Raw genomic sequence first — 22,137 nt, 5'->3', positions numbered from 1 at the left:
AGGTTGACGATTCAACGGACACCTGTCCGCTAGACGGTCAAGGGAGTTCCCGATGAGTTCCGTCGTCCTGAGAAACGGCACTGTCCTGACCATGGACGGCCGCCGGCCGCTCGTCGACCACGACGTCCTCGTCGCAGGCGACCGGATCGCCGCGATCGGGCCGCGGCTGGAGGTGCCGGAGGGGACCGTCGAGGTCGACGCCACGAACGGCATCGTCATGCCGGGCATGATCGACACGCACCGGCACATGTGGCAGACCGCGATGCGCGGCTACGGCGCGGACTGGACGCTCACGCAGTACTTCGTCTGGTACTACCTGGAGTGGGGCAAGGTGTTCCGGCCGCAGGACATCCACGCCGGCAACCTCCTGGGCGCGGCCGAGGCCCTCGACGCCGGTGTCACCACGACCGTCGACTGGTCGCACGGCCTGCAGACCACCGAGCACGCCGACGCCGCCGTCGACGCGCTGCGGGCGGTGCCCGGCCGGTTCGTGCTGGCCTACGGCAACATCCAGGACAGCCCCGCCTCCTGGACCGCCACACCCGAGTTCCGGGACTTCGTCTCCCGCCGCATCACCGGCGACGACATGCTGGGCTTCCAGCTCGCGTTCGACGTGACCGGCGACCCGTCGTTCCCCGAGAAGGCCGCCTTCGAGGTCGCGCGGGAGCTCGGCGTCCCCGTCACGACGCACGCGGGCGTGTGGGGCGCGACCAACGACGACGGCATCAGGCTGATGTACGACAACGGTTTCATGACGCCGCAGTCGATCTATGTGCACGCGGCGACGTTGTCCGCCGACTCCTACCACCGCATCGCGGCGACCGGTGGCTCGATCTCCGTGTCGACCGAGAGCGAGCAGAGCGCGGGCCAGGGCTACCCGCCCACCTGGGCGATCCGCGAGCACGGCATCCCGATGTCGCTGTCGATGGACACGTCGGTGTGGTGGAGCGGAGACCTGTTCTCCGCGATGCGCGCGACGCTGGGTGCCGACCGGGCCCGCGAGCACATGGCCGCGCACGGCACCAACGACACCGTCACGCACTCGTCGTTGCGGGCCGAGCAGGTCGTGGAGTGGGCGACGATGGGTGGCGCGCGGGCGTTGGGACGCGCCGCGGACCTCGGCAGCCTCGAAGTCGGCAAGAAGGCCGACATCGTCCTGCTGCGCAACGAGAACTCCCCCGCGATGTTCCCGATCCTCAACCCGTACGGGCACGTGGCGTTCCAGGCCCAACGGTCCGATGTGGACACCGTGCTCGTCGACGGACGGATCGTGAAGCGCGACCACAAGCTCGTCGGCGTCGACCTCGGCTCCATCCGCGCCCAGGTGTCGAACACCGTGGACCACCTGCGGACGCAACTCGGCGAGGAGGCGTGGGCGAAGGGCATGAACCCCGACATCCCGGAATCCAAGGTGCTGGACAACCCCTACACCTACACCGAGTACCGCGGCGACACCCGGACGTCCGTCTGATGGGTCCACTCGAAGGCCTGCTCGTCGCCGACTTCTCGCGCGTGCTCGCGGGCCCGTACGCGACGATGCTGCTGGCCGACATGGGCGCCACGGTCGTCAAGGTCGAGGGACCGGCCGGCGACGAGACCCGCACGTGGATGCCGCCCGTCCGCGACGACGTCTCCACCTACTACCTGGGCGTCAACCGGGGCAAGCGGTCGATCGCTCTCGACCTGCGCTCCGAGGACGACGCCGTGCTGGGCCGGGAACTCGCCCGGCGCGCGGACGTGGTGATCGAGAACTTCAAGCCCGGCGGCCTGGCCAAGTACGGGCTCGACCATGCCTCGGTCAGCGCTTCGAACCCGCGCGTGATCTACGCGTCCATCACGGGTTTCGGTTCCGGGGAGGGCAGGCACGTTCCCGGCTACGACCTGATGGTGCAGGCGATCTCCGGGCTGATGAGCCTGACCGGTGATCCGGACGGGCCGCCGTACCGCGCGGGCATCTCGGTGTTCGACGTGATGGCGGGCAACCACGCCGTCATCGGCATCCTCGCCGCGCTGCGCCACCGCGACTCGACGGGGCAGGGCCAGCTCGTCGAGGTGAACCTGCTGTCGTCGGCGTTGACAGGGCTGGTGAACCACAGCTCGGCGTTCGTGGCGGGCGACGTCGTGCCGTTCCGGATGGGCAACGCGCACCCCAGCGTGTTCCCCTACGAGCCGTTGCCCACGGCCGACAACGACCTGATCGTCGCGGCAGCCAACGACGGCCAGTTCCGGCGGCTGTGCGAGGTCCTCGGGTTGTCCGAGGTGCCGGACGACCCGCGGTTCGCCCGCAACGCCGACCGGACGCGCAACCGCGAGGAGCTGCGGCCGATCCTGGTGGAACGGCTGCGAGCCCGTGGCGCCGTCGAGTGGTTCGACCTGCTCGTGGCGGCCGGCGTGCCGTGCGGGCCGATCAACACGATCGACGGCGGGTTCGCGATGGCCGAACGGTTCGGACTCGACCCCGTCGTGGTGGTCGGGGACGTGCCGACCACCCGGCACCCGATCCGCTTCTCGGAGACACCGGCGGTCTACCGGCTGCCGCCGCCCGAACTGGACGAGCACGGCGAGGAGCTGCGCACGTGGCTGAAGGAGGACCGTGACGGTGTATGAAACGGCGCTCGGCGCGTCCACGCCCGACACCATCACGTTGCTGGGGCAGGACCTCGCCCGTGACGTGATGGGCACCGTCGGGTTCGGTGAGCTGGCGTTCTGGCTCGCCACCCAGCGCAGGCCGAGCCCCGGCGAGACGCGGCTGTTCGAGGCGGTGCTGGCCGCCCTCGCCGACCACGGATTCACGCCGACCGCCATCGTCAGCCGCCTGACCTTCCTGTCCGCCCCGGACTCCGTGCAGGGCGCGCTGGCGGCGGGACTGCTCGGCGGCGGTTCGCGGTTCCTCGGCGTCACCGAGGACGCCGGCCGGTTCCTCAACTCCGTGGTCAGCGCTCACGCGCCCCGGGAGGACTGGGACGCCCTCGCGCTGGAAACCGTTCGGGCGCAAGGGAAAACACGCATTCCCGGACTCGGGCACCACGTGCACAAGAACGGTGATCCCCGCACCCCACGCCTGTTCGAGATCGCCGACGAGGAAGGCCTGGCCGGGCCGCACCTCTCGCTGTTCGCCGCGATCGGGCGCGTTCATCCGCAGGTGCTCGGCAAGACGTTGCCCCTCAACGGTGCCGGCACGTGCGGCGCGGTGCTCGCCGACCTCGGCCTGCCACTGGAGTTGTTGCGGGGCTTCGCACTGCTCGCCCGCACCGCCGGACTGATCGGGCAGCTCGCCGAGGAGCTGCGTAACCCCGTCGCCAACCAGATCTTCCTTTCCGTCGACATGAACACCAGGTCTGTCGCGCCTGTCGAGGAGTGAGCAATGCAGCTCGTCACCGAGGACAACATCACCGCGCTCGCGGAACAGCGCTGGGCCACCGCGAAGGACCCGCGGACCGCGACCCTGATGACCGCGCTGGTCCGGCACCTGCACGAGTTCGCCCGCGAGGTGCGGCTCACCGAGGCCGAGTGGATGGCCGCGATCGGGTGGCTCACCGCCACCGGGCAGATCAGCGACTCCAAGCGCGAGGAGTTCATCCTCGCGTCGGACGTGCTCGGCCTGAGCATGCTCGTCGTGCAGATGAACCACCGGTTCTCCGCGGGTGCGACACCCGCGACCGTGCTCGGGCCGTTCCACATCGACGGCTCCCCCGAGCTCGGGTTCGGCGGTGACATGTCCGACGACGTGGACGGAACTCCGCTCTACCTCACCGGAACCGTGCGTTCACTGGACGGTTCGCCGGTGTCCGGTGCGGTGCTGGACGTGTGGCAGGCCGACGCTGAGGGCGCGTACGAGGCGCAGCTCGAAGTGGACGAGGCACGGCTGCGCGCGAAGTACCGCGCCGAAGCGGACGGCACCTACTGCGTCCGCACGATCACGCCGAAGGGGTACTCGATCCCGATGGACGGGCCGGTCGGCGCGTTGATCGGGCAGACGGAGATCAGCCACTTCCGGCCGGCGCACGTGCACTTCCTGCTCACCGCCGAGGGGTACGAACCGCTGATCACGCACCTGTTCGAGGAGGGCGCCGAGTACCTCGACAGCGACGTCGTGTTCGGCACCAAGCAGGAACTCGTGGTGAGGTTCGAGCCGCGCGAGCCCGGTCCGACGCCGGACGGCGGCACGTCCGCGGTGCCGTGGGTGCTCGCCGAGTTCGACTTCGTGTTGCAGCCGTGCGCGCCGCAGTAGTCGTTCGTCCCGGTCAGCCTCCGTCGCTCGTTGACCGGGACGAGCCCTCCGGCGAGGTCGTCGTGGACGTCCTCGCCGCGCCCATCACGCCGTTGGATCGCTTGTGCGCCAGCGGCACGTCCTACTTCGGCGTGCCCGCGACACCCTATGTGCCTGGGGTGCAAGGGATCGGGACCGTCGGCGGGCGGACGGTGTGGTTTCCCACCAGCGCCGGGATGGCACCCGGCGACGGGAGCATGGCCGCGAAGGCGTTGGCACGTGAGGAAGATCTGGTGTTCGTGCCGGACGTCGACCCGGTCGTGATGGCCGCGCTCGGGTTGTCCGCCGTCGCCGCGTACATGGCGCTGAGCAGTCTGGCACCGGGCGAGTCCGTTGTCGTGCTCGGCTGCGGCGCGGTCGGCCAGGCCGCGATCCAGCTCGCCCGGCTCGCCGGTGCCGGACGGGTGGTGGCCGCCGCGCGTTCGGCCGAGGCGCGCGCACGCGCGGTGCGAGCGGGAGCGGACGTCGTGGTCGCGCTGGAGGACGTGGCCGACGCCGCCCAGGGCGTCGACCTGCTGATCGACCCGTTGTTCGGGGCTCCCGCCGCCGCGGCCGCCCAGGCGTTGCGACCGGGCGGCCGGTGGGTGAACCTCGGCGGATCGGCGGGCGAGACGAGCCCGATCACGTCGTCCACGTTGCGCAGCCGGTCATTGCGCCTGACCGGTTACACCAACAACGAACTGACCGTGCGGCAGCGGGCCGACGCCATCTCCGTGATCGCCCGGCACGCGGCGGCGGGTGCGCTCACCGTCGACCACGAGGTGGTGCCCCTGGCCGGCGTCGCCGATGCCTGGCACCGCACCGCTCACGGCCGGGTCGTGCTGGCCATGTAGTCCTGCACCTTCTTCAGCGTCACCGGGTCCTCCATGCCGCCGCCGTGCCCAACGCGTTCGGTGACGACGTGGATCGCCTTACCCCCCAGCTGCTCCTGCACCTTCTCGGCCCAGACCTTCGGCGTCGCCGGGTCCAGCGAGTTGCTCAGCAGCAACGTCGGACTCGCGCTGCGCGAGGACACCGGCTTCGGCCTTCCGGTCTTCGGGCCGCCCACGCAGATCGAGGTGTAGTTGCTGGAGTTCGTCGAGTACCCGACGACCGGCGCGGCCTTCCTCGCCGACCTCAGATCCGCACGAGCCTCCTCCACGTTCGGCAGCGCGAAGGGCCAGTCGGAGCACGTGGTCGGGTCCGCGTACTCGAGCCTGCGCGGAGGAACCTCGCCGCCGGGCTCGTCGGGGAACGGGTTGCGCCCCTCGGCGAGCTCCTTCAGCCCCTTCGCCACCTCACCGAAGTCACGCGGGGCGAAGATCTCGAAGTAACGCGTGATCATGACCTCCGACCACGGGAGGCCGTAGAAGGTCCCCGGCAGGCGGGCGGCGTTCTGCCGCGCCTTGCGGAACACGTCCGCCGGGTCCTGGCCGTGCAACGCGCTGTCCGGTGTCTCGTCGGACCACCGCGCGAACTCGGTGAAGATCGCCTCGACCCCCGCCGCGGCCGTGGTCATGAACTCCCGGCGGTCCTGACCGGGGTTCATCACACCCTCGAGGACCGAGCCGTCGACGTGCCGGCCGAACTTCTCCAGGTACCGCTCGCCGAGCAACGTGCCGTACGAAAGGCCGTACACGCTGACCTTCCGGGCACCCACGGCCCTGCGCAACGCGTCGGCGTCGCTTGCCGTGCTGTAGGCGTCGAGATGGTCGTCGAGGTTCTCCACGCCGGTCGTGCACGTGGACCAGAACGCCTTCTGGTTCTGCTTCAGCGCCTCGAACGCCCCGGCGTCCGTCGGCGGCACGTACGGGATCTTGAGGATCTTGTCGACGTCGCAGGTCATCGGGTGGCTCTCGCCGACACCGCGCGGGTCGAGCGAGATCAGGTCGTAGCCGGGCAACGCGCGCCGGAGCGTGCCGAAGGTGTAGTCACCGGGCTGTCCCGGGCCGGACGGAAAGCCCAGGATCGTTCCCTTGCTGTTCTCCGCCTTCCACCGGTAGACCCGCAACCCGACCGTGCCGCCGCCCGGTTTCGCCCAGTCGACCGGCACGGTCAGCGTGCCGCACTCGACTCCCGGCGCGACCGGCTTGGCGCACGCGCCCCAACCGGGATCCGGTGTCGCGGAGGCCGGCGGAACGCCGATGAGCGCGAGCGTTCCCGCCGCGACCAGGACCGTCACATGTTCGCTGAAGATTCCCACCTGATCAGAGTGGGTCTACCGATCGTCAGCCCGCATCACACCAGGGGCTTGGCCGAAGTCCGCCCGAGGTAGCACGATCTGCGCGGGTGATCATGGCCTGCCACCATGGGCTGTGTTCAGCGCCGATCCGACGCGCTATGTCATGGTCAGCGACACCGGGTGGCTGAGCCTGGCTCCCACCGACATCGAACGCATCGCCCACCGCATCGAGTCGGTGCTCACCACGGGCTGAGGTGGCGGTGCGGGTCGCACCGCCACCTCACGACGTTCAGGAGCACTTGCGCCCGTCGTTCACGCACTTCACGATCTGCGCCATCGTCTGGTCGGAGTTGACGTTGGCGTAGTCGTGGTGGTCGGAGAACGGGTTGTGGTTCTCCTCGGGGAAGGCGTCGAGCTGGTACTGACCCTTCTGCTGCACGTCCGCCGGGAGGTCGTAGACGGTGGTGACCCGCAGCTGTGGGATCGCCTTGAAGCCCTTGGGGCACGCGCCGGTCTGCTTGTCCGCGAACCGCATGTGATCACGATGGTTGGCGCTGTCGGTGTTCTGGCCGTCCCAGCAGCCCGGGAAGTCGTGCACCCGCATGACCTTGCTGCCGTTCGGGCAGATGACGTACTTGTCCGAGAGGCGGTCCTCGAACCCGCTGCAGGTCCACGTCGCGCGGGCGTTGGCTCAACGGCCCCAGAATGGCGTTGTTGACGAAGTTCGGGCCGCCCTGCCCCTTGGTGGTCACGATCCGCTGGTTGGCCTCCGCGATCTGCTTGTCCAGCAGCACGAGGTTGCGGTCCACCTCGGCGATCGCCTGGTCCGGCACGGCACCCAGCGCGCCGCGCACCGAGGGGCACACCGGGGTTCTCGTTGCGCGCCACCCGGTCGTTGGCTTCCTTGAGCTGCTTGTCCAGCAGCTCGAGGTTGCGGTCCACCTCGCCGCTCGCCTGCTGCGGCACGGCGGGCAGACGGTCCTTGACCGACGGGCAGGTGACGTGCGGTGTGCCCGCCTCCTTGATCTTGTCCGGACCGGACCCCGACGAGGTCGTGTTCGCATTCGGGTTGATCCGCACGACCGGCCAGAAGTAGGACGACTTGTCGCCGTTCTTGCAGCTGGTGTCCGAATCCTCCAGGGACTCGTCGGTCGAGTCCGCGCTGATCGACTGGTTGCCGACGAAGTCGTGGACGTGCTGGGCGCCGTGATCAACACCCGGCTGGGCGACCGGGTTGTCCGCGCTGCGCTTGCCGTTCTCGTTCGTGCCGCAGTCGACGGTGAACACACCACTGGTGCCGCCCTGCTGCACCTTCGGGTTGACGACGTTCTTACCGACCTGCTCGATGCGCACGAACGCGCCGGCTGGCGCCGGGTCACCGTTCTTCGCGGCCAGTGCCACGGTGGCGGTACCGGCGGCCACCACGGCGACCGCCGACAACGAGGCGATCAGGCGGAACTTCCGCCTGTCGGTTATGCGGTGTGTCATACGTCCTCCTCGGCGATGCCGTGCATGATCAGGAGTACGTACTACGCGCCCTTCCGGATTAATCACGAGTGTCGCGTCACAAGTTCGCAGGAAATCCAGCCCCGATAGGGCAGTATGCGCTCTTGGCCGAAGACACGGCGCCACGCAACCGGAGCACGGGGCAGGCGTCCTTCAGTGCAGCAGTATTTCGTGTCAGGAGGCCGTGATGAGGCGTTCCCTTGTGGTCCTGGTGGCGATTGTCTTCGGTGTGCTGCTGGGGGTGCCCGCCACGGCGGGGGCCAGTACGCCGTACTGCGGCATCACCTGGGGTTCCCTGCCGAAGGAGGCGAGCCCCGGCTCCACCGACGAGCTGTACGACATCCGCACCGGCCGCCACACTTGCTTCGACCGGATGGTCCTCGACGTGAACGGCGACGTGCGCGGCTACTCCGTCCGGTATGTCGCCGAGATCCGCAAGGACGGGTCGGGTGAACTCGTCCCCGTGCGCGGCGGCGCGCGGCTGGAGGTCATCGCGAGGGTTCCGACGATCGCGACCGACGCGATCTTCCTCCCGACCGGCGAACTCGCCGATGTCAGCGAGTACAGCACGTTCCGCCACGTCGCGTGGGCGGGCCAGTTCGAGGGGCAGACGACGATCGGGCTGGGCGTCCGCGCGCGGCTGCCGTTCCGGGTGTTCCTGCTCGACGGGCCCGGCACTGGATCGCGAATGGTCGTCGACGTCGCGCATCGCTGGTAGTCCCCATCGCCGTGCTGATCCCCTACGCCGCCAGCAATCTCTCCAGCGGAACGGCGACGGCGGCACACCGTTGGCGCACAACGAGAACGACGGATCAGGCGGCGTCCCGTGAGCAGACGGGACGCCGCCTGAAAATCAGGGGATGCGCGCGCCCACCGCGGCGAGCGCTCGGGTGACGGGCTGGAAGAACGTGACGCCGCCGCTGCGGCAGTCGCCACTTCCGCCCGAGGTCAGGCCGATCGCGTTGCCGTTGACGGTGAAGAGCGGTCCCCCGCTGTCGCCGCCCTCCGCGCACACCGTCGTCTGGATGAGACCGGTGACGCGTCCCTCCGGGTAGTTCACGGTGGCGTTGAGACCGGTGACACGACCGGCGCGCAGGCCTGTCGTACTGCCCATCCGCTGGACCTGCGTGCCCACCCGGGCCTCGGCGGCGCGCTGGATCCGCACCTTGCGGCCGTTGCCGGTGTCGACCTCGCTGGGCGCGGCGGTGTTGCGGTTGTTGTAGGTGAGCAGGGCGAAGTCGCCGTTGCCGGGGAAGGTCGAACGCGCGACGGTCGCGACGGCCCTGCCGCCCGGCGTGAGGGAGAACTGCCTGCCCGCGGCCGTGCAGTGGCCGGCGGTGAGGATGCCGGGACTGCCGTCGTCCGTGACGACGTTGAAGCCGAGCGAACAGCGGCTGTTGCCCGCGAAGATCCCGTCGCCGCCCTCGGCGAACAGCTTGAACGTGCCCGCGGTGCGTTGCAGCCTCACCCCGGCGCCCATGCCCTTCACCGTGGACACCAGGTTGTCCCACTTGGCGCCGGTCACGGTGCTGTCGGCGGTGACGAGGACCTCGTTCGTCGACGGGTTGACCGCCCACGCGGTGCCTGCCACGGAAGCCTTCTCCCGCAACGTCTCGGTGGCCTGTGCGGGGGCCGTGCGCAGCTCCGGCGCCGCCTGGCTCGCCGTGAACGTCGAGGCGGTGATCGCCACGGCGACGAGCCCGATGGCGCCCGCGATCACCTTGGCCCGGCGGTTGTCATCGTGGTGTTTGCCCATGTGGCGCCCTCTCGTTACCGGATTGAGATCCGCTCCTGTCTGGGTGTACGTACAGCGAGGCGCTCCGGTTTAGGTGAATCGCGGGAATCGAGACGGCGGCGACACCGCGACGGTCGCGATCGACGGGCGTGGGGGCGACGCCCTTTCAGACGCTCTTGGCGAAGTGGAACGCGGGGATGACGAAGCCGGACGCCAGGTAGAGGCGATGCGCGTCGTGCCGCGGCGTCCCGGAGTCGAGGTGCACGCCCGCACAGCCCAGGCGGCGGGCCTCGTCGTCGACCCAGCGCAGCAGGGCGCCCGCGTGGCCCTGCCCGCGGGCGGACGGCAGGGTGCTCAGGTCGTCGATGTAGAGGTGCGGCCCCGCGTAGAGGTTGGTCATGTGCCGGAATCCGGCCAACGAGACGAGACGGTCCTTCTCGTCGAAGGCGACGACGAGCCGGTAGCCCTCCCGTCGCTGGGCGCGCACGAGCTCGGCGAACTCGTCGGCATCGGTGAGATGCGGGCGGAGTTCGCGCATCACGTCGAACGCCAGGGCGGTGTCCCCGCCGTCCAGTTCGGCAATCGTGCGGGTGAAGGTGTCGCTAGTGGTCACGGTGATGATGTTCGCCGAAGAAGTGGCCTCTCAGAATACCCAATGCAGGGATAAACAAAGAGGCCACTTATCGGCGGAACCTACGGGGCCAGGTTGAGGCCCCACGTGTCGATCCGGCCGACGTCGGCCGGCCCGAGGTCGCGGACGCGAAGCTTCCACGTGCCGTTGGCGGTCTCACCCGACAGGTTCGCCGTGAAGGTGCGGTCGATGTTGTCCGCGGAACCACCGGAGCGGTTGTGCAGCGTGTACGACGTGCCGTCCGGCGCGATCAGGGCCACCGTCAGGTCACCGACGTACGGGTGCACGATCCGCACCGTCACCACGGAACTGGCGGACGGCGTCGAGGAACACCCGGAGATCACGATGTCGCTGTCGACGGCGGCACCCGCGTCCGGGATGGCGACGTCGTCGGGGTTGGTGCCGGTGCAACTGCCGCCACCGCCGCCGGTGACGGTCAGCGAGTAGCTGGCCGTGCGGGACGCCGAGCCGGCCGCCGTGATCGTCACCGGGTAGGTGCCCGCCGCGACGGACGCCGTGGTGCTGACGGTGAGCGTCGAGCTTGATCCCGTCTGGACGGACGCGGGGCTGAACGACGCCGTCGCGCCGGAGGGAAGCCCGGACGCGGACAGCTGCACGGTCTGCGCGTCACCGCTCACCGTCGCGGTGCCGACGGTGGCCGAGACGGACGAGCCCGCCGCCACCGAACCGGACGCCGGCGACACCGACACGGAGAAGTCCGCACCCGGCGTACCGGCGCTGACGGCCGACTTCCACACGGTGTAGGCGATGCCGTCGACCGCGCGGTTCAGGTGCGTGTCACTGATGTTCGCGGTGGTGTCGCAGGACGCGTGGTAACAGGGGTCGAACGCGCCGCCCGAGGTACCGCCCCACTTCGTCGCCTGCGCCGCGGTCTTGCGGGCGCTCGCACCCATGGCGTAGCCGGACGCCGGGATGCCCGCGTTGGTGAAGGACGCGTCGTCGGAACGGTTGCGTCCCTCGGTGTTCTCCTCCGGCTGCAGGCCCAGGGAGTCCCAGTACGCCTTCATGTGCGTGGACTGCGCCGAGGTGATGTTGTTGATGAAGTAGCCGCCGTTGATCGAGCCCACCATGTCGAAGTTGTGGTAGGTCTTGATCTTCGTGCGTTCGGTGGACGGAAGCTGCGAGACGTAGAAGCGCGAGCCGTTGAGGCCCTGCTCCTCGTCGGTCCACCAGCCGAAGCGGACCTTGTTCAGCATCGACGGGTTGCGCTGGGCGAGCACGAGCGCGGTCTCCAGCAACGCCGACGAGCCCGAGGCGTTGTCGTTGATGCCGGCGCCCGCGGACACGCCGTCGAGGTGGGCACCGAACATGTAGACGTTGTTCGCGTTGCCGCCGGGCCATTCCGCGATCACGTTCGGGCCGGCGCCGGTGGTGCAGCCCGAGGTGCAGGGCTGCTCGGTGACGGTGTAGCCCGCCGCGGTGAGCTTGTCCTTCACGTACGTCACCGACGCGCGGTAGCCGGCCGACGTCGAACGCCGGTTGCCGCCGTTCTGCGAGGCGATCGTGCCGAACGCGGTCAGGTGCGCCTTGACCGCGTTGATGTCGATGTCCGGGATCTGCGGACCGGTGCCGCCGGTGACCGTCAGCGTGTAGGTCGCGGTCTTGGCCGTGCCGCCCGCGGCCCGCACGGTGATCGGGTAGGTGCCCGAGGAGATCGACGCGGTCGTGCTGATCGAGAGCGTGGAGTTCGTGCCCGTCGTGACGGACGAGGGGCTGAACGACGCGGTGGCGCCGGAGGGCAGGCCGGTCGCGGTCAGCGCGACGGTCTGCGCCTGGCCCGCCGTGGTCTGGGTCTGGACGGTGATCGAGGCGGCCGAGCCCGCCGCCACCGAACCGGAGGCGGGCGAGACGGCGACGGAGAAGTCGTTCGCCGGGGTCGAGCCGCCGAGGTTCAGCGTCCAGGTGTCGATCCGGCCGACGTCGTTGTTCGCGTTGTCGTTGACCCGCAGCTTCCACGTGCCGTTCGAGGTCTCGCCAGACAGGTCGACGGTGTAGGTCTGGTCGATGTTGTCCGCGGAACCGCCCGAGCGGTTGTGCAGGACGTAGGCGGAGCCGTCCGGGGCGACGAGGCTGACCTGGAGGTCACCGACGTAGGTGTGGACGACCTTCACCGGCACCGTGGCGGTCGCGGACGGAGCCGAGGCGCAGTCGGAGATGACGATCGGCGACTCGACGGTCGTGTTGTCGCCGATCGCCACGTCGCTGTCGTTGATGCCGGAACACCCGGCCAGCGCGGCAGGTGCGGCCGATGCAGGGACGGCCAGCGCTGCCACGGTCATCGACACCAGTGCTGTGGCGAGCAGAGATCTTCTTCTTCGCACAGTCGGGCTCCTTCGCAGGGATGCAGGGTCACGCGACCGTAGCCGTCGAAGTCGTGGCCGACATCCGGCCTTTCGGATGGTTGTCGTCACGATTGACGTGCGGCGATCCGCCGATGTCCGTTTTCACTTTTAAGTCTCGGCTTCCGTTGCTCCGTCGGAGGGATAGCGTCGGAGGACCCGGCCGGAAGGAGACATCGATGTCGCTCTCGCCAGACACGCCTCCCGGCTTCGCGGACACCCTGCGCGAGGCAGTGGCGGCGCGTGGCCTGTCGCTGGAACGGATCCGCGACCACCTCGCCCGGCGCGGGGTGTCGGTCAGCCTCGCGACGCTGAGCTACTGGCAGACGGGTCGCAGCCGTCCGGAACGCCGTGCGTCGCTCACGGCGGTCGGTCATCTCGAAGAAGTGCTGACGCTGGAACCCGGTGCGTTGTCGGAACTGCTCGGGCCGGCCCAGCGCGGAGGGCGGCGTCAGAGCACCATCAGCGCGTTCTGGCCGGTGCCGTCGGTGATAGACGACGTTGTCGGCGGGGTCGACACCCGCTGGGACTCGCGGCTGACCCGGATCAGCCAGCACGACCGCGTGACGGTCGGGCCGGAGCGCGGCGAACGGTCCTACGTGTCGCGGCAAGTGCTGCGGGCAGAGGAGGACGGACCGGACCGCTGGGTCGTGATCCTGCACCTCGACGAGCACGACCGGCCGTTGCCGTCGATCAGGCCGCTGCACAACTGCCGGCTCGGCCGCGTCGTGACCCGGCCTTCCGAGGGACTTCTCGTGGCAGAGCTGATGTTCCGGGCCCCGTTGCGCCGGGGCCAGACCGTGATCACCGAGCACGAGCTGGTCAACCAGGCGCCGTACCCGCCGGCCACCAACTACTCCCGCAAGTTCCGCCGGCCCGTGCACGAGTACGTCCTCGAGGTCACCTTCGACGCCCTGGCCCTGCCCCGCACGTGCCGCCGGGTCGTCCGGGACGCGGACGGCGCGCGGCAGTCGTTCGGGGTGCGGCTGGACGAGGGCAACTCCGTGCTGGGCGTAGCTCTGAAGTTCGGGCCCGGCTGTTACGGCTTCGAGTGGACCTGGTGAACGGTCGCTCACCAGGTCCACCCTTTTGCTAGACCGTGAGCGACCAACTGCTCAGGACGCCTGTGTCACCGGGACCGTTGTCCCCGATGCGCAGCGTCCAGGTGCCGCTCGCGGTCTCCCCTGCACCAGGGACCACGGTGAACGTCTTGCCCGCTGGGAACGGATGGCAGCTGTAACCGCCACCGGGCGTGCGCATCAGCGCATACGCGCGGCCGCTCGGGGCGACGAGCGTGACGTTCAGGTCTTCCAGACAGGTGTGGGCGGCGTCCACCTTGACCGTGACGGGGTTCTGGGCGGAACCGGTGGCGGTGGATCGCACCGCGCTGATCGCCACCTGGAAGTCACGGATCGGGTAGTCCGTGCCGTTGGTGAACGTGCGGCCGCCGGTGTTGCCGGACGACGTGCGCGCGTTGACTTCCGCCGACAGCTTCGACTGGTTTCCGGCCGCGTCCACCGCACGGACGGAGAACGTGTACGCGGTGTCGGCGTTCAGCCCGGTCACGGTCGCGGAGGTGCCCGTGACCGTCGTGGCGACCGTGCTGCCGTTGAGCACCTCATAGCCCGTCACGCCGACGTTGTCGGTCGAGGCGTCCCACGCCAGGGAGACGCTCGACGCGGTGGTGCCGGTCGTGCGCGCGTTGCCCGGAACGCTGGGCGCGGCGGTGTCGCTCGAACCCCCGGTGACGAGGGTGAGGTTCCACTTGCGCAGGGCTTCGTTGACCGGCTGGAAGATCGACAGGTCGGCGTCGTTGGTCGGGTTCTGCACACACTGCGACGGGCCGCCGTCGTGCAGGCCGACGGCCTTGTCGCCGAGCAGCCACGCGCCGCCGGAGTCGCCGCCCTTGGAGCACGCGGTCGTCCAGGTGAGCCCCTCGATCACCAGGCCGCCGCCATAGTCCACGGCCTTGTTCGTGTACTTGACCTCGCCGCACTGCCACTTCGAGGTGTTGCCGGAGTGGCAGACGCGGTCGCCGACCATCGCCTCGGCCGAGCCGGTCACCGTGATCGCGGGCTGGCCCCAGGTGTTGACCGCCGCGGACAGGTTCCAGCCGGCCTCGGTCACCGCGACCACGCCCATGTCACCCTCGCGGGCGTTCACGCTGCGGGAGCCGCCGACGTTCGAGGTGCCGAGCCGGTTCTGCTGGCTGATCTGCCCGTACGCGGCCTGGTTGGCGTCGTTCGTGCAGTGGCCGGCGGTGAGGAAGTGCTTGCCGCCGTTGGCATCCGTCGCGGCGAACCCGACCGAGCAGTACGTCTCCGACCCCGGCCACCACGGGCTGCCGGCCTGCACGGTGCCGGCCTGCTGGCGTTGCTGGGACCTGGTCTCCGAGACGTGGGCACCGTCGCCGAGCGCGCGCATCTTCTCCAGGAACTGTTCGGTGGCTTCGGTTTTGCGCGTGGTGTTGACCGTGACATCGACCTGGTTGTCACGCACGTCGACGCCCCAGCTGTAGACGCCGGGCACGCCGTCACCGATCAGCTTCTTGACGTCGCCGAGCAGCTTCTCCAGGTCGGCGGCACTGCGTCGCACCACCACGGCGTTGATGCCCTCGGTGCGCGCTTGCCGGGCGGTTTGCTCGTCCGGGACGGCGACGGTGAGCTTGCCCGCCGCCGAGTCGAACCAGTGGCCGGCGAGCCGGCCGCGCAGGTCCTGCGACAGTCCCTTGAACCGCTGGTGTGCCTCGTCCTGCTGCTGAGCGCCGATGTCCGGCTGGACGGCGGCGGCCGCGCTGGGAACGACCGTGAACGCACCGAGCGTCAGGATCGATCCGCACGCGGCAGCGATGATTTTGCTGCGCATTCGCATGAGTGGAACTCCTTCAAAGGCAGGGTGCGGAAACGGTATTCCGGCCTGCCTCGAAGGCGCATTGTTTAACTGTTCAGTCAGCGCGGCCAGCGAACGTGCTCGTCGTTGATGCGAAACTCGTGAGCGTGCGTCCACACAACGCCCGCGGCATCACAATGTTCGTGCTCGACCACTTCCGGATCGTGCGTGGGCCAGAACTTCACGGCGATCATCGCGGCCACGGCGGTCACCGCGCCGAGCACGAGGAACGCCGTGGCCGTGCTCGCGGACGTCGCCACCCAGCCCGCGAGCGGATAGCAGAGCAGCCAGCACGCGTGGGACAGCGCGAAGTCCGCGGCGAACAACGCCGGACGGTCCGCGGGATCGGCGGAGCGGCGCAGGAGACGCGCCCCCGGCGTGAGGGCGAGCGAGCACCCGGCGCCGATCAACGCCCACAGCACCAGCAACGTCTGCCAGTGCCCGGCGAACACCGTCCCCGCGAACAGCACCACGACCAGCAGGACAGCCGCGCGCAACACCACGACCCGATCCGCGAACCGGTCGAGCAGCCGGGGCAGGGTGAGTGCCGCGACGAGCGATCCCAGGCCGTTCGCGGCCAGTGCGACGGCGACGTCGGACGCATCGCGGCCGAGGCCGTCCCGCACGTGCGCCACGGTGTTCACGAACACCATCGAGCCTGCGGCCGCTGCGGCGAGGTGGACGGCGAGAAGCCCGCGCAACCGCGGGGTGGCGAGGTAGATGCGGATTCCCCGCGTGGTGGCGTCGTACCAGTCACCCTTGCGCAGCAACGGTTTCGGGCGCGGCAGAGCGACGGAGAGCACGAGCAGGGCCGATGCCGCGAACCCGAGGGCGGTACCGAGGAACAGCTCGTGGAAGCTGACCAACGCCAGAGCCGCGGCGGCGAGGGCCGGGCTGAGGAGGCTTTCCAGGTCGTAGGCCGTGCGCGACAACGTGATCGCGCGGGTGTAGTCCCGTTCGTCGGGCAGGACGTCCGGGATGGTCGCCTGGAACAACGGCGTGAACGCGGCGGATCCGGCCTGCAGGAGGAAGATCAGCACGTAGACGTGCCACACCTCGTCGACCCACGGCAGCATCGCCGCGACCCCGGCGCGGACGAGGTCCAGCGCCACCAGTACGGCTCGGCGAGGCAACGCGCCGAGCAACGCCGTGGCGATCGGCGCCACCGTGACGTAGGCGATCATCTTGATCGCCAGCGCGGTGCCGAGCACCGCGCCCGCCTCGGGCCCGGCCAGGTCGTAGGCCAGCAGGCCGAGCGCGACGGTCGCCAGTCCCGTTCCGGTCAGCGCCACGACCTGGGCGCCGAACAGATTCCGGTAGACCGGATCGCGCAGAACGGAAATCACGGCCGAACTATAAGCACGAGAACAGGTTTGCGTCGACGGTGCAACAGCCGAACACTGGCAACAGCAATAGACTCACATTAATTCGTTGTAGGATTATCGCCGTGCCCACCCCGTATGACGCCGTCGCTTCCCTCTACGCCGAACTGTTCAGCGACATGCTCGACACCCGTCCGCTCGAACGCGCGATGCTGGCCGCGTTCGCCGAACTCGCCGACGGCCCGGTGGCGGACCTCGGCTGCGGCCCCGGCCACCTGACCGCGCACCTGCACTCGCTGGGGCTGGACGCCTTCGGGCTCGACCTCTCCCCCGCCATGATCGCCCTCGCCCGCGAAGCGCATCCGGAACTGAGGTTCGACCAGGGGTCGATGACCGCGCTGGACCTCGCAGACGGGGTTCTCGGCGGCATTCTGGCGTTCTACTCGGTCATCCACATGCCGCCTGACGAGCTCCCGGCCGTGTTCGCCGAGTTCTTCCGCGTGCTGGCACCGGGAGGCCATCTGCTGCTGGGGTTCTACGCGGGTGACGATCCCGAGCCGCAGGAGTTCGACCACAAGGTGACGCTCGCCTACCACGAACCTTCACCGGGTCTTCCGGCGCTCAGCAGGGCGCCTCGCGGCACCGTCCCCGCGCCCCCGTACGTCCAGTACTCGGGACGCGGGGACGGCACCACGATGCACCCGTCTGACCGGCGAAATACCAGGTAAAGGTTCGTGGCCACCGCACTAACGGAACACGACCGTGCCGTTGCCGTTGAGCAGGACGCGGTGTTCGCAGTGCCAGCGAACCGCCCGCGACAGGGCGAGTGCCTCCGCGTCGCGGCCCGCGGCGGTCAGCGCACGCGGGTCGTAGGAGTGGTCGACGCGCAGGACCTCCTGCTCGATGATCGGGCCCTCGTCGAGGTCCGGCGTGACGTAGTGGGCGGTGGCGCCCACGTACTTCACGCCGCGGTCGTAGGCCTGGTGGTAGGGCTTGGCGCCCTTGAAGCCCGGCAGGAACGAGTGGTGGATGTTGATCACGCGGCCCGCGAGCTTCGCGCACAGGTCGTTCGACAGCACCTGCATGTACCGCGCCAGCACCACCAGATCGGCCTGGTACTCCTCGACGAGCTCGATCAGCCGCTGCTCGGCGACGTGCCTGGTATCGGCGGTGTTCGGCACGTGCACGAAGTCGAGGCCCGCCGCCTCCGCCATCGGCCGCAGGTCCTCGTGGTTGGACACGACGGCGGCGATCTCCCCGCCGAGGCTGCCCGCGCGCCACCGGAAGAGCAGGTCGTTCAGGCAGTGGCCGGCCTTCGAGACCATCACGAGAACGCGCGGCGGCCGGTCGTCCCACAGGTCGAACTCCATCGCGAACTGGCTCGCCACCTTCGCGAACTCCGTCGCGAGATCGTCGGCGTCAGAGGAGTCGCACGAGAACGCCGTGCGCAGGAACAGCTTTCCGCGCACGTCGTCGTCGAACTGCTGGTGCTGGACGATGTCGCAGCCGTGGTCGACCAGGAACGACGTCACGGCGTGCACGATGCCCGCCCGCTCCGGGCAGTGGAGGGTCAGCGTGAACTGGGGCATCACGCCACCGCCAGGTACTCGGTGCACGCGTCGCCGAGCCACGCCGCGAAGTACTCGGCGAACGACGACCGCACCAGGATCGTGTACCGGTCCTGGCCGGTCACCTGCAGGACGATTCCGGTCCTGGCGAGGAGTGTCTGCACGCAAGTGCCGACGGGAGCCGAAGCCGGGTGCAGGTCCACGGAACATCCGTGAGCCAGCACTTGCCGGGCGAGCGGCCCTTGAAGGACCACGGTCGTGCGTTGAGCCGAAGTGTCCACAACGGACCCTCCGACAGTCCCGAGCGCGCCACGCAACACCTCCTCGATCGTGACCTGCAGGCCGGGCGAGGCCGTGACGAGGAACTCGTCCGGGCCGAGCCAGAGCACCTCGACGTCCCCGAATCGTCCGGTGCCCGAGGCGAAAGTGCAAGCAGCGGAAGGAAACGGGGCTCCGAGCGCCGAGCCCATCGCCACGATGGCGTCCGGGTCGGACACGCGGACGGTGAGCTGCGAACGGAACGGCACCTCGGCGACGTCCAGCACCGGGGCGAGCGCCGCCAGCCGGTCGCGCCAGGCAGCGAGGGGACTAACCGTCACGACGGGCTCCTTCCTTGTCGTACAGCACGGATTCGGTGACGGTGACCGGCACCAGCGAGTCCTCGACGGGCACGTACAGCGTCTCGCCGATGCGGTCGTGGCCCGAGCGCACCAGCGCCAGCGCGAACGTCCGGCCCAGAGCGGCACTCGGGTAGCTGGACGTGACGTGGCCGAGCATCCGGACCGGCGGTTCGGGCAGCCGGTCGGTCTCCACGATCTGCGACCCCTCCGGCAGCAACACGGCCGGATCGACGGGCAGGAGCCCCACGAGCTGCTTGCGGTCCGTGCGGTTGTTCTCGGCACGGGCGAACGAGCGCTTGCCGATGAAGTCGGGCTTCTTCTTCGACACCGCCCACGACATGCCCAGATCCTGCGGCGTGACCGTCGCGTCGGTCTCCTGCCCGATGATCGGGTAGCCCTTCTCGGCGCGCAGCACGTGCATGGTCTCGGTGCCGTACGGCGTGATCCCGTACTGCTCCCCCGCCGCCATCAACGCCTCCCACACGGCGATGCCGTGCCACGCGGTCACGTTGATCTCGTAGGCCAGCTCGCCGGAGAAGCTGATCCGGCAGACCCGCGCCGGCACACCGGAGACCTCCGTGTCGTGCCAGGTCATGAACTCGAACGCCTCGTTGGAGACATCCAGCGAAGGAGCCACCGCGGCCAGCACGTCCCGGGATCGCGGGCCCACCAGCGGGATCGTGGCCCAGTGCTCGGTGACCGAGGTGCAGTGCACGTCGAGGTGCGGCCACTCCGTCTGCAGCCACTCCTCCATCCAGTCGAGGATCTTGGCGGCGTTGCCGGTGGTCGTGGTGACGAGGTAGCGCTCCTCGCCGACCCGGATCACGGTGCCGTCGTCGATCACCATCCCGTCGACGCCGCACATCACGCCGTAGCGGATCCTGCCGACCTTCAGCGTGCTCATCATGTTGGTGTAGAGCATGTCCAGGAACTTGCCGGCGTCACGGCCCTGCACGTCGATCTTGCCGAGCGTCGAGCCGTCCATCATGCCGACGCTCTCGCGCGTGGCCTTGCACTCGCGCAGCACGGCCGTGTGCAGGTCTTCCCCGTCCTGCGGGTAGTACCAGGGCCGCTTCCACTGGCCGACGTCCTCGAACAACGCCCCGTGCGCGACGTGCCACGGGTGGATCGACGTGACGCGCACCGGGTCGTGCAGCTCGCCGCGATCCCGGCCGGCCAGCGCGGCGAACGACACCGGCGTGAACGGCGGGCGGAACGTCGTGGGCCGCTGCTCGGCCAGCTCGACGTCCAGTTCCTCCGCGACGATGCCCGCGGCGATCATGCCGGACGTCTTGCCCTGGTCGTGCGCGGTGCCGATGGTCGTGTAGCGCTTGATGTGCTCCAGTGACCGCAGACCCGCGCCGGTCGCCCGCAGCACGTCCGCCACCGTCGAATCCCGTTGCAGGTCGACGAAGCTCGCGTCCTCGTTGCCCGGCACCCGCCACAGCACCAGGCCGGACCGGGCCGTGCAGCGGGAGTCCGACACCGGCAGCGGCACCTGGCCGCCCGGCGTGAACCCGGCGGCGGCCGCGGCTTGCGCACCGGCTTCCCGGCCCTGCCGCGCGCACGCGCCGAGGTCCAGTTCGCCGGTCGCGGAGCCGGCGACCCGCACGGTGGAAAGCTCTTCTCCCGGCACGAAAGCACCGAGTTCGGCGTCGTAGCGCAGCTTGCCGCGCGCCTGGCTGAACAGGCTGACCACCGGGTTCCAGCCGCCCGACACCAGGACCGTGTCGCACGCGACGGTCACGTCCAGCGGAGCGATCCGCACCCCGCTCACCCGGCCGTCGCCCTCGGTCCCGGCCACCACGTGCCCGGCGAGGACCTCGATGCCCCGCGCCGCGCACTCCGCCGCCAGCCGGGCCGGGGCCTCCGGGCGGGCGTCCGCGATCAGTGCGATGTCCACACCGGACTCGGCCAGGTCGATCGCCGCGCAGTACGCGCTGTCGTTGGTGGTGAACACGACCGCCCGCGAGCCGGGCAGCACGCCGTAGCGGTGCAGGAACGTGCGGGCCGACGAGGCGAGCATGATCCCGGGCCGGTCGTTGTCGGCGAAGGCCACAGGGCGTTCGTGGGCGCCGGTGGCGAGCACGGTCTGCCGCGTCCTGATCCGCCACACCCGCTGCCGGGCGGCCGAGGCCGGCGCCGCGAACCCGAGGTGGTCGGTGCGCTTCTGCAGCGCCAGCACGAACCCGTCCTGGTACATGCCGAACGCCGTGGTCCGTTCCAGCACCAGCACACCCGGCGTGCTCCTCAGCTCCGCCACGACATCCGCGACCCACTCGGCGGACGGCCGGTCGTCCAGGTACTCGTCCACGCCCAGCAGCGCGCCACCGGCCTGGTTCTGCTCGTCGACCAGCACCACCCGCGCACCACTGCGAGCGGCGGTCAGCGCCGCCACCAGACCGGCCGGCCCGGCGCCCACGACCAGCACGTCGCAGTGCTCGTGCTTCGCGTCGTAGCGCGCCGGGTCCGGTTCGGGCGACAGCCTTCCCTGGCCTGCCAGCCCGCGCGCCACCAGGCCGTCGTACAGCTCGACGGTCGTGGCGAGCAGCATCGGCTCGGAGAACGGCGCTTCGACCTGCACCAGCGACGTCGGGTCCTCGGATCCCGCCGCGACGACGCCGCGCGGCCTCCCGAGCTTCACGCTGCTGCCGATCTCGTGCACACCATGAGCGAGCAACGCCGACGCGAGCGTGTCGCCGGGGTGCCCGGTGTACGGGCGGCCGTTGAAGGTGAAGTGCAGCAAGGTGTTCCGGTCGATCGAACCACCGGTCGGAGTGCGGAGGGTCATGCGGTCACCTCGGGCATGGGCTCGCCCACGCGGTAGACGGCCAGCAGGTCGTGGGTGCGGGTGTCGCGGACGGCGTTGAACCACCGGCGGCACCCGGAGTGGTGGCTCCAGCGCTCGGCGAACGGGCCGCTCGGGTTGTCCCGGAAGAACACGTACCGCGCCCATTCCTCGTCGGTCAGCGCCGACGGGTCCTCGGGGTACGCGACGTGGGCCTGGCCGCCGTAGTGGAACTCCGCTTCCTCGCGCGGCCCGCACCACGGACACGGGATGAGTTGCATGTCGGC

22 protein-coding genes are annotated in these 22,137 nt (G+C 69.7%); 10 read left to right on the top strand and 12 right to left on the bottom strand.

Annotated elements, in window-relative coordinates; all coding sequences use genetic code 11:
- Positions 1-52 precede the first annotated feature (52 nt).
- From IG04_RS0137945 to IG04_RS0137925, 5 genes are read left to right on the top strand one after another with little or no spacing between them, the layout of a single operon-like run.
- A complete protein-coding gene (locus IG04_RS0137945) occupies positions 53-1,471 on the top strand; it encodes an amidohydrolase family protein (protein WP_030481585.1) in 1,419 nt (472 codons plus the stop codon).
- A complete protein-coding gene (locus IG04_RS0137940) occupies positions 1,471-2,607 on the top strand; it encodes a CaiB/BaiF CoA transferase family protein (RefSeq protein ID WP_030481584.1) in 1,137 nt (378 codons plus the stop codon). Before IG04_RS0137945 ends, IG04_RS0137940 begins: the two co-directional genes overlap by 1 nt.
- Positions 2,594-3,361: a citryl-CoA lyase gene (locus IG04_RS0137935; protein ID WP_030481583.1), complete on the top strand. Its 768-nt coding sequence runs from the start codon at positions 2,594-2,596 to the stop codon at positions 3,359-3,361. The genes IG04_RS0137940 and IG04_RS0137935 overlap by 14 nt, the downstream gene beginning before the upstream one ends.
- Before the next feature lie 3 nt (positions 3,362-3,364).
- Complete coding sequence (locus tag IG04_RS0137930; protein ID WP_030481582.1) at positions 3,365-4,231, top strand: dioxygenase family protein; 867 nt, start codon at positions 3,365-3,367, stop codon at positions 4,229-4,231.
- Positions 4,216-5,103 carry a quinone oxidoreductase family protein gene (locus IG04_RS0137925; RefSeq protein WP_030481581.1) on the top strand — a complete coding sequence of 296 codons (888 nt, stop codon included), beginning with the start codon at positions 4,216-4,218 and terminating at the stop codon, positions 5,101-5,103. The genes IG04_RS0137930 and IG04_RS0137925 overlap by 16 nt, the downstream gene beginning before the upstream one ends.
- Here the strand turns inward: IG04_RS0137925 and IG04_RS0137920 are convergent.
- From IG04_RS0137920 to IG04_RS49090, 3 genes are all read right to left on the bottom strand, one after another.
- Positions 5,076-6,452 carry an alpha/beta fold hydrolase gene (locus IG04_RS0137920; protein WP_211257890.1) on the bottom strand — a complete coding sequence of 459 codons (1,377 nt, stop codon included), beginning with the start codon at positions 6,450-6,452 and terminating at the stop codon, positions 5,076-5,078. The genes IG04_RS0137925 and IG04_RS0137920 overlap by 28 nt on opposite strands.
- A gap of 268 nt (positions 6,453-6,720) precedes the next feature.
- On the bottom strand, positions 6,721-7,059 hold the full coding sequence (locus IG04_RS48840; protein WP_477218349.1) for a DUF1996 domain-containing protein: 339 nt from the start codon (positions 7,057-7,059) through the stop codon (positions 6,721-6,723).
- Positions 6,971-7,285, bottom strand: coding sequence for a hypothetical protein (locus tag IG04_RS49090; RefSeq protein WP_051771598.1), 315 nt, complete (start codon positions 7,283-7,285; stop codon positions 6,971-6,973). The genes IG04_RS48840 and IG04_RS49090 overlap by 89 nt, the downstream gene beginning before the upstream one ends.
- A 59-nt stretch (positions 7,286-7,344) precedes the next feature.
- Here IG04_RS49090 and IG04_RS48835 point away from each other — a divergent pair, with 59 nt between their 5' ends.
- The 3 genes from IG04_RS48835 (at position 7,345) to IG04_RS0137905 (ending at position 8,655) form a co-directional block, all read left to right on the top strand.
- Entirely contained in the window at positions 7,345-7,527 is a 183-nt protein-coding gene (locus tag IG04_RS48835) for a hypothetical protein (RefSeq protein WP_211257889.1), read from the top strand.
- 92 nt (positions 7,528-7,619) lie between these two features.
- A complete protein-coding gene (locus IG04_RS48830; protein ID WP_051771593.1) occupies positions 7,620-8,027 on the top strand; it encodes a hypothetical protein in 408 nt (135 codons plus the stop codon).
- A 97-nt stretch (positions 8,028-8,124) separates the two neighbouring features.
- Positions 8,125-8,655, top strand: a complete 531-nt coding sequence (locus IG04_RS0137905; protein ID WP_030481578.1) for an AMIN-like domain-containing (lipo)protein — start codon at positions 8,125-8,127, stop codon at positions 8,653-8,655.
- Between the two features lie 135 nt (positions 8,656-8,790).
- Here the strand turns inward: IG04_RS0137905 and IG04_RS0137900 are convergent, their stop codons facing one another.
- From IG04_RS0137900 to IG04_RS0137890, 3 genes are all read right to left on the bottom strand, one after another.
- Positions 8,791-9,693 (bottom strand): S1 family peptidase, encoded by a 903-nt coding sequence (locus IG04_RS0137900; RefSeq protein WP_051771590.1) that lies wholly within the window; start codon positions 9,691-9,693, stop codon positions 8,791-8,793.
- 145 nt (positions 9,694-9,838) lie between these two features.
- The gene (locus IG04_RS0137895) at positions 9,839-10,285 is read right to left on the bottom strand and encodes a GNAT family N-acetyltransferase (protein ID WP_245815980.1); all 447 of its coding nucleotides are present in this window, start codon (positions 10,283-10,285) and stop codon (positions 9,839-9,841) included.
- A gap of 80 nt (positions 10,286-10,365) precedes the next feature.
- Positions 10,366-12,645, bottom strand: coding sequence for a proprotein convertase P-domain-containing protein (locus IG04_RS0137890; protein ID WP_211257888.1), 2,280 nt, complete (start codon positions 12,643-12,645; stop codon positions 10,366-10,368).
- Between the two features lie 197 nt (positions 12,646-12,842).
- On the opposite strand from IG04_RS0137890, the gene IG04_RS0137885 reads away from it, so the two are divergent.
- Positions 12,843-13,727 carry a helix-turn-helix domain-containing protein gene (locus IG04_RS0137885; RefSeq protein WP_036016715.1) on the top strand — a complete coding sequence of 295 codons (885 nt, stop codon included), beginning with the start codon at positions 12,843-12,845 and terminating at the stop codon, positions 13,725-13,727.
- 28 nt (positions 13,728-13,755) lie between these two features.
- Here IG04_RS0137885 and IG04_RS0137880 read toward each other — a convergent pair whose 3' ends face one another.
- On the bottom strand, positions 13,756-15,528 hold the full coding sequence (locus tag IG04_RS0137880) for a proprotein convertase P-domain-containing protein (RefSeq protein ID WP_051771581.1): 1,773 nt from the start codon (positions 15,526-15,528) through the stop codon (positions 13,756-13,758).
- A gap of 83 nt (positions 15,529-15,611) precedes the next feature.
- Positions 15,612-16,898, bottom strand: coding sequence for an MFS transporter (locus tag IG04_RS0137875; RefSeq protein WP_030481572.1), 1,287 nt, complete (start codon positions 16,896-16,898; stop codon positions 15,612-15,614).
- Between the two features lie 155 nt (positions 16,899-17,053).
- Here IG04_RS0137875 and IG04_RS0137870 point away from each other — a divergent pair, with 155 nt between their 5' ends.
- On the top strand, positions 17,054-17,602 hold the full coding sequence (locus IG04_RS0137870; RefSeq protein ID WP_084590043.1) for a class I SAM-dependent methyltransferase: 549 nt from the start codon (positions 17,054-17,056) through the stop codon (positions 17,600-17,602).
- A gap of 18 nt (positions 17,603-17,620) precedes the next feature.
- On the opposite strand, the gene purU is transcribed toward IG04_RS0137870, so the two are convergent.
- From purU to IG04_RS0137850, 4 genes are read right to left on the bottom strand one after another with little or no spacing between them, the layout of a single operon-like run.
- The gene (gene purU, locus IG04_RS0137865) at positions 17,621-18,463 is read right to left on the bottom strand and encodes a formyltetrahydrofolate deformylase (RefSeq protein ID WP_030481570.1); all 843 of its coding nucleotides are present in this window, start codon (positions 18,461-18,463) and stop codon (positions 17,621-17,623) included.
- The gene (locus IG04_RS0137860; RefSeq protein ID WP_030481569.1) at positions 18,463-19,041 is read right to left on the bottom strand and encodes a sarcosine oxidase subunit gamma; all 579 of its coding nucleotides are present in this window, start codon (positions 19,039-19,041) and stop codon (positions 18,463-18,465) included. Before IG04_RS0137860 ends, purU begins: the two co-directional genes overlap by 1 nt.
- A complete protein-coding gene (locus tag IG04_RS0137855) occupies positions 19,031-21,853 on the bottom strand; it encodes a 2Fe-2S iron-sulfur cluster-binding protein (RefSeq protein WP_030481568.1) in 2,823 nt (940 codons plus the stop codon). Before IG04_RS0137855 ends, IG04_RS0137860 begins: the two co-directional genes overlap by 11 nt.
- Complete coding sequence (locus IG04_RS0137850; RefSeq protein ID WP_030481567.1) at positions 21,850-22,131, bottom strand: sarcosine oxidase subunit delta; 282 nt, start codon at positions 22,129-22,131, stop codon at positions 21,850-21,852. Before IG04_RS0137850 ends, IG04_RS0137855 begins: the two co-directional genes overlap by 4 nt.
- Between the last annotated feature and the right edge of the window lie 6 nt (positions 22,132-22,137).

The organism is Lentzea albidocapillata, assembly GCF_000719115.1.
Lineage (GTDB): Bacteria > Actinomycetota > Actinomycetes > Mycobacteriales > Pseudonocardiaceae > Lentzea > Lentzea albidocapillata.
The sequence above is the reverse complement of the archived record's forward strand: the minus strand, read 5'-3'. Positions and strand labels throughout refer to the sequence as shown.

What these genes read in the sequence shown, in the direction of transcription:
- IG04_RS0137880 (WP_051771581.1), bottom strand. Translation starts at nt 15,528, where the DNA reads ATGCGCAGCAAAATCATCGCTGCCGCGTGCGGATCGATCCTGACGCTC.
- purU (WP_030481570.1), bottom strand. Translation starts at nt 18,463, where the DNA reads ATGCCCCAGTTCACGCTGACCCTCCACTGCCCGGAGCGGGCGGGCATC.
- IG04_RS0137930 (WP_030481582.1), top strand. Translation starts at nt 3,365, where the DNA reads ATGCAGCTCGTCACCGAGGACAACATCACCGCGCTCGCGGAACAGCGC.
- IG04_RS0137945 (WP_030481585.1), top strand. Translation starts at nt 53, where the DNA reads ATGAGTTCCGTCGTCCTGAGAAACGGCACTGTCCTGACCATGGACGGC.
- IG04_RS0137855 (WP_030481568.1), bottom strand. Translation starts at nt 21,853, where the DNA reads ATGACCCTCCGCACTCCGACCGGTGGTTCGATCGACCGGAACACCTTG.
- IG04_RS0137940 (WP_030481584.1), top strand. Translation starts at nt 1,471, where the DNA reads ATGGGTCCACTCGAAGGCCTGCTCGTCGCCGACTTCTCGCGCGTGCTC.
- IG04_RS0137870 (WP_084590043.1), top strand. Translation starts at nt 17,054, where the DNA reads ATGCTCGACACCCGTCCGCTCGAACGCGCGATGCTGGCCGCGTTCGCC.
- IG04_RS0137905 (WP_030481578.1), top strand. Translation starts at nt 8,125, where the DNA reads ATGAGGCGTTCCCTTGTGGTCCTGGTGGCGATTGTCTTCGGTGTGCTG.
- IG04_RS0137885 (WP_036016715.1), top strand. Translation starts at nt 12,843, where the DNA reads ATGTCGCTCTCGCCAGACACGCCTCCCGGCTTCGCGGACACCCTGCGC.
- IG04_RS0137850 (WP_030481567.1), bottom strand. Translation starts at nt 22,131, where the DNA reads ATGCAACTCATCCCGTGTCCGTGGTGCGGGCCGCGCGAGGAAGCGGAG.
- IG04_RS0137900 (WP_051771590.1), bottom strand. Translation starts at nt 9,693, where the DNA reads ATGGGCAAACACCACGATGACAACCGCCGGGCCAAGGTGATCGCGGGC.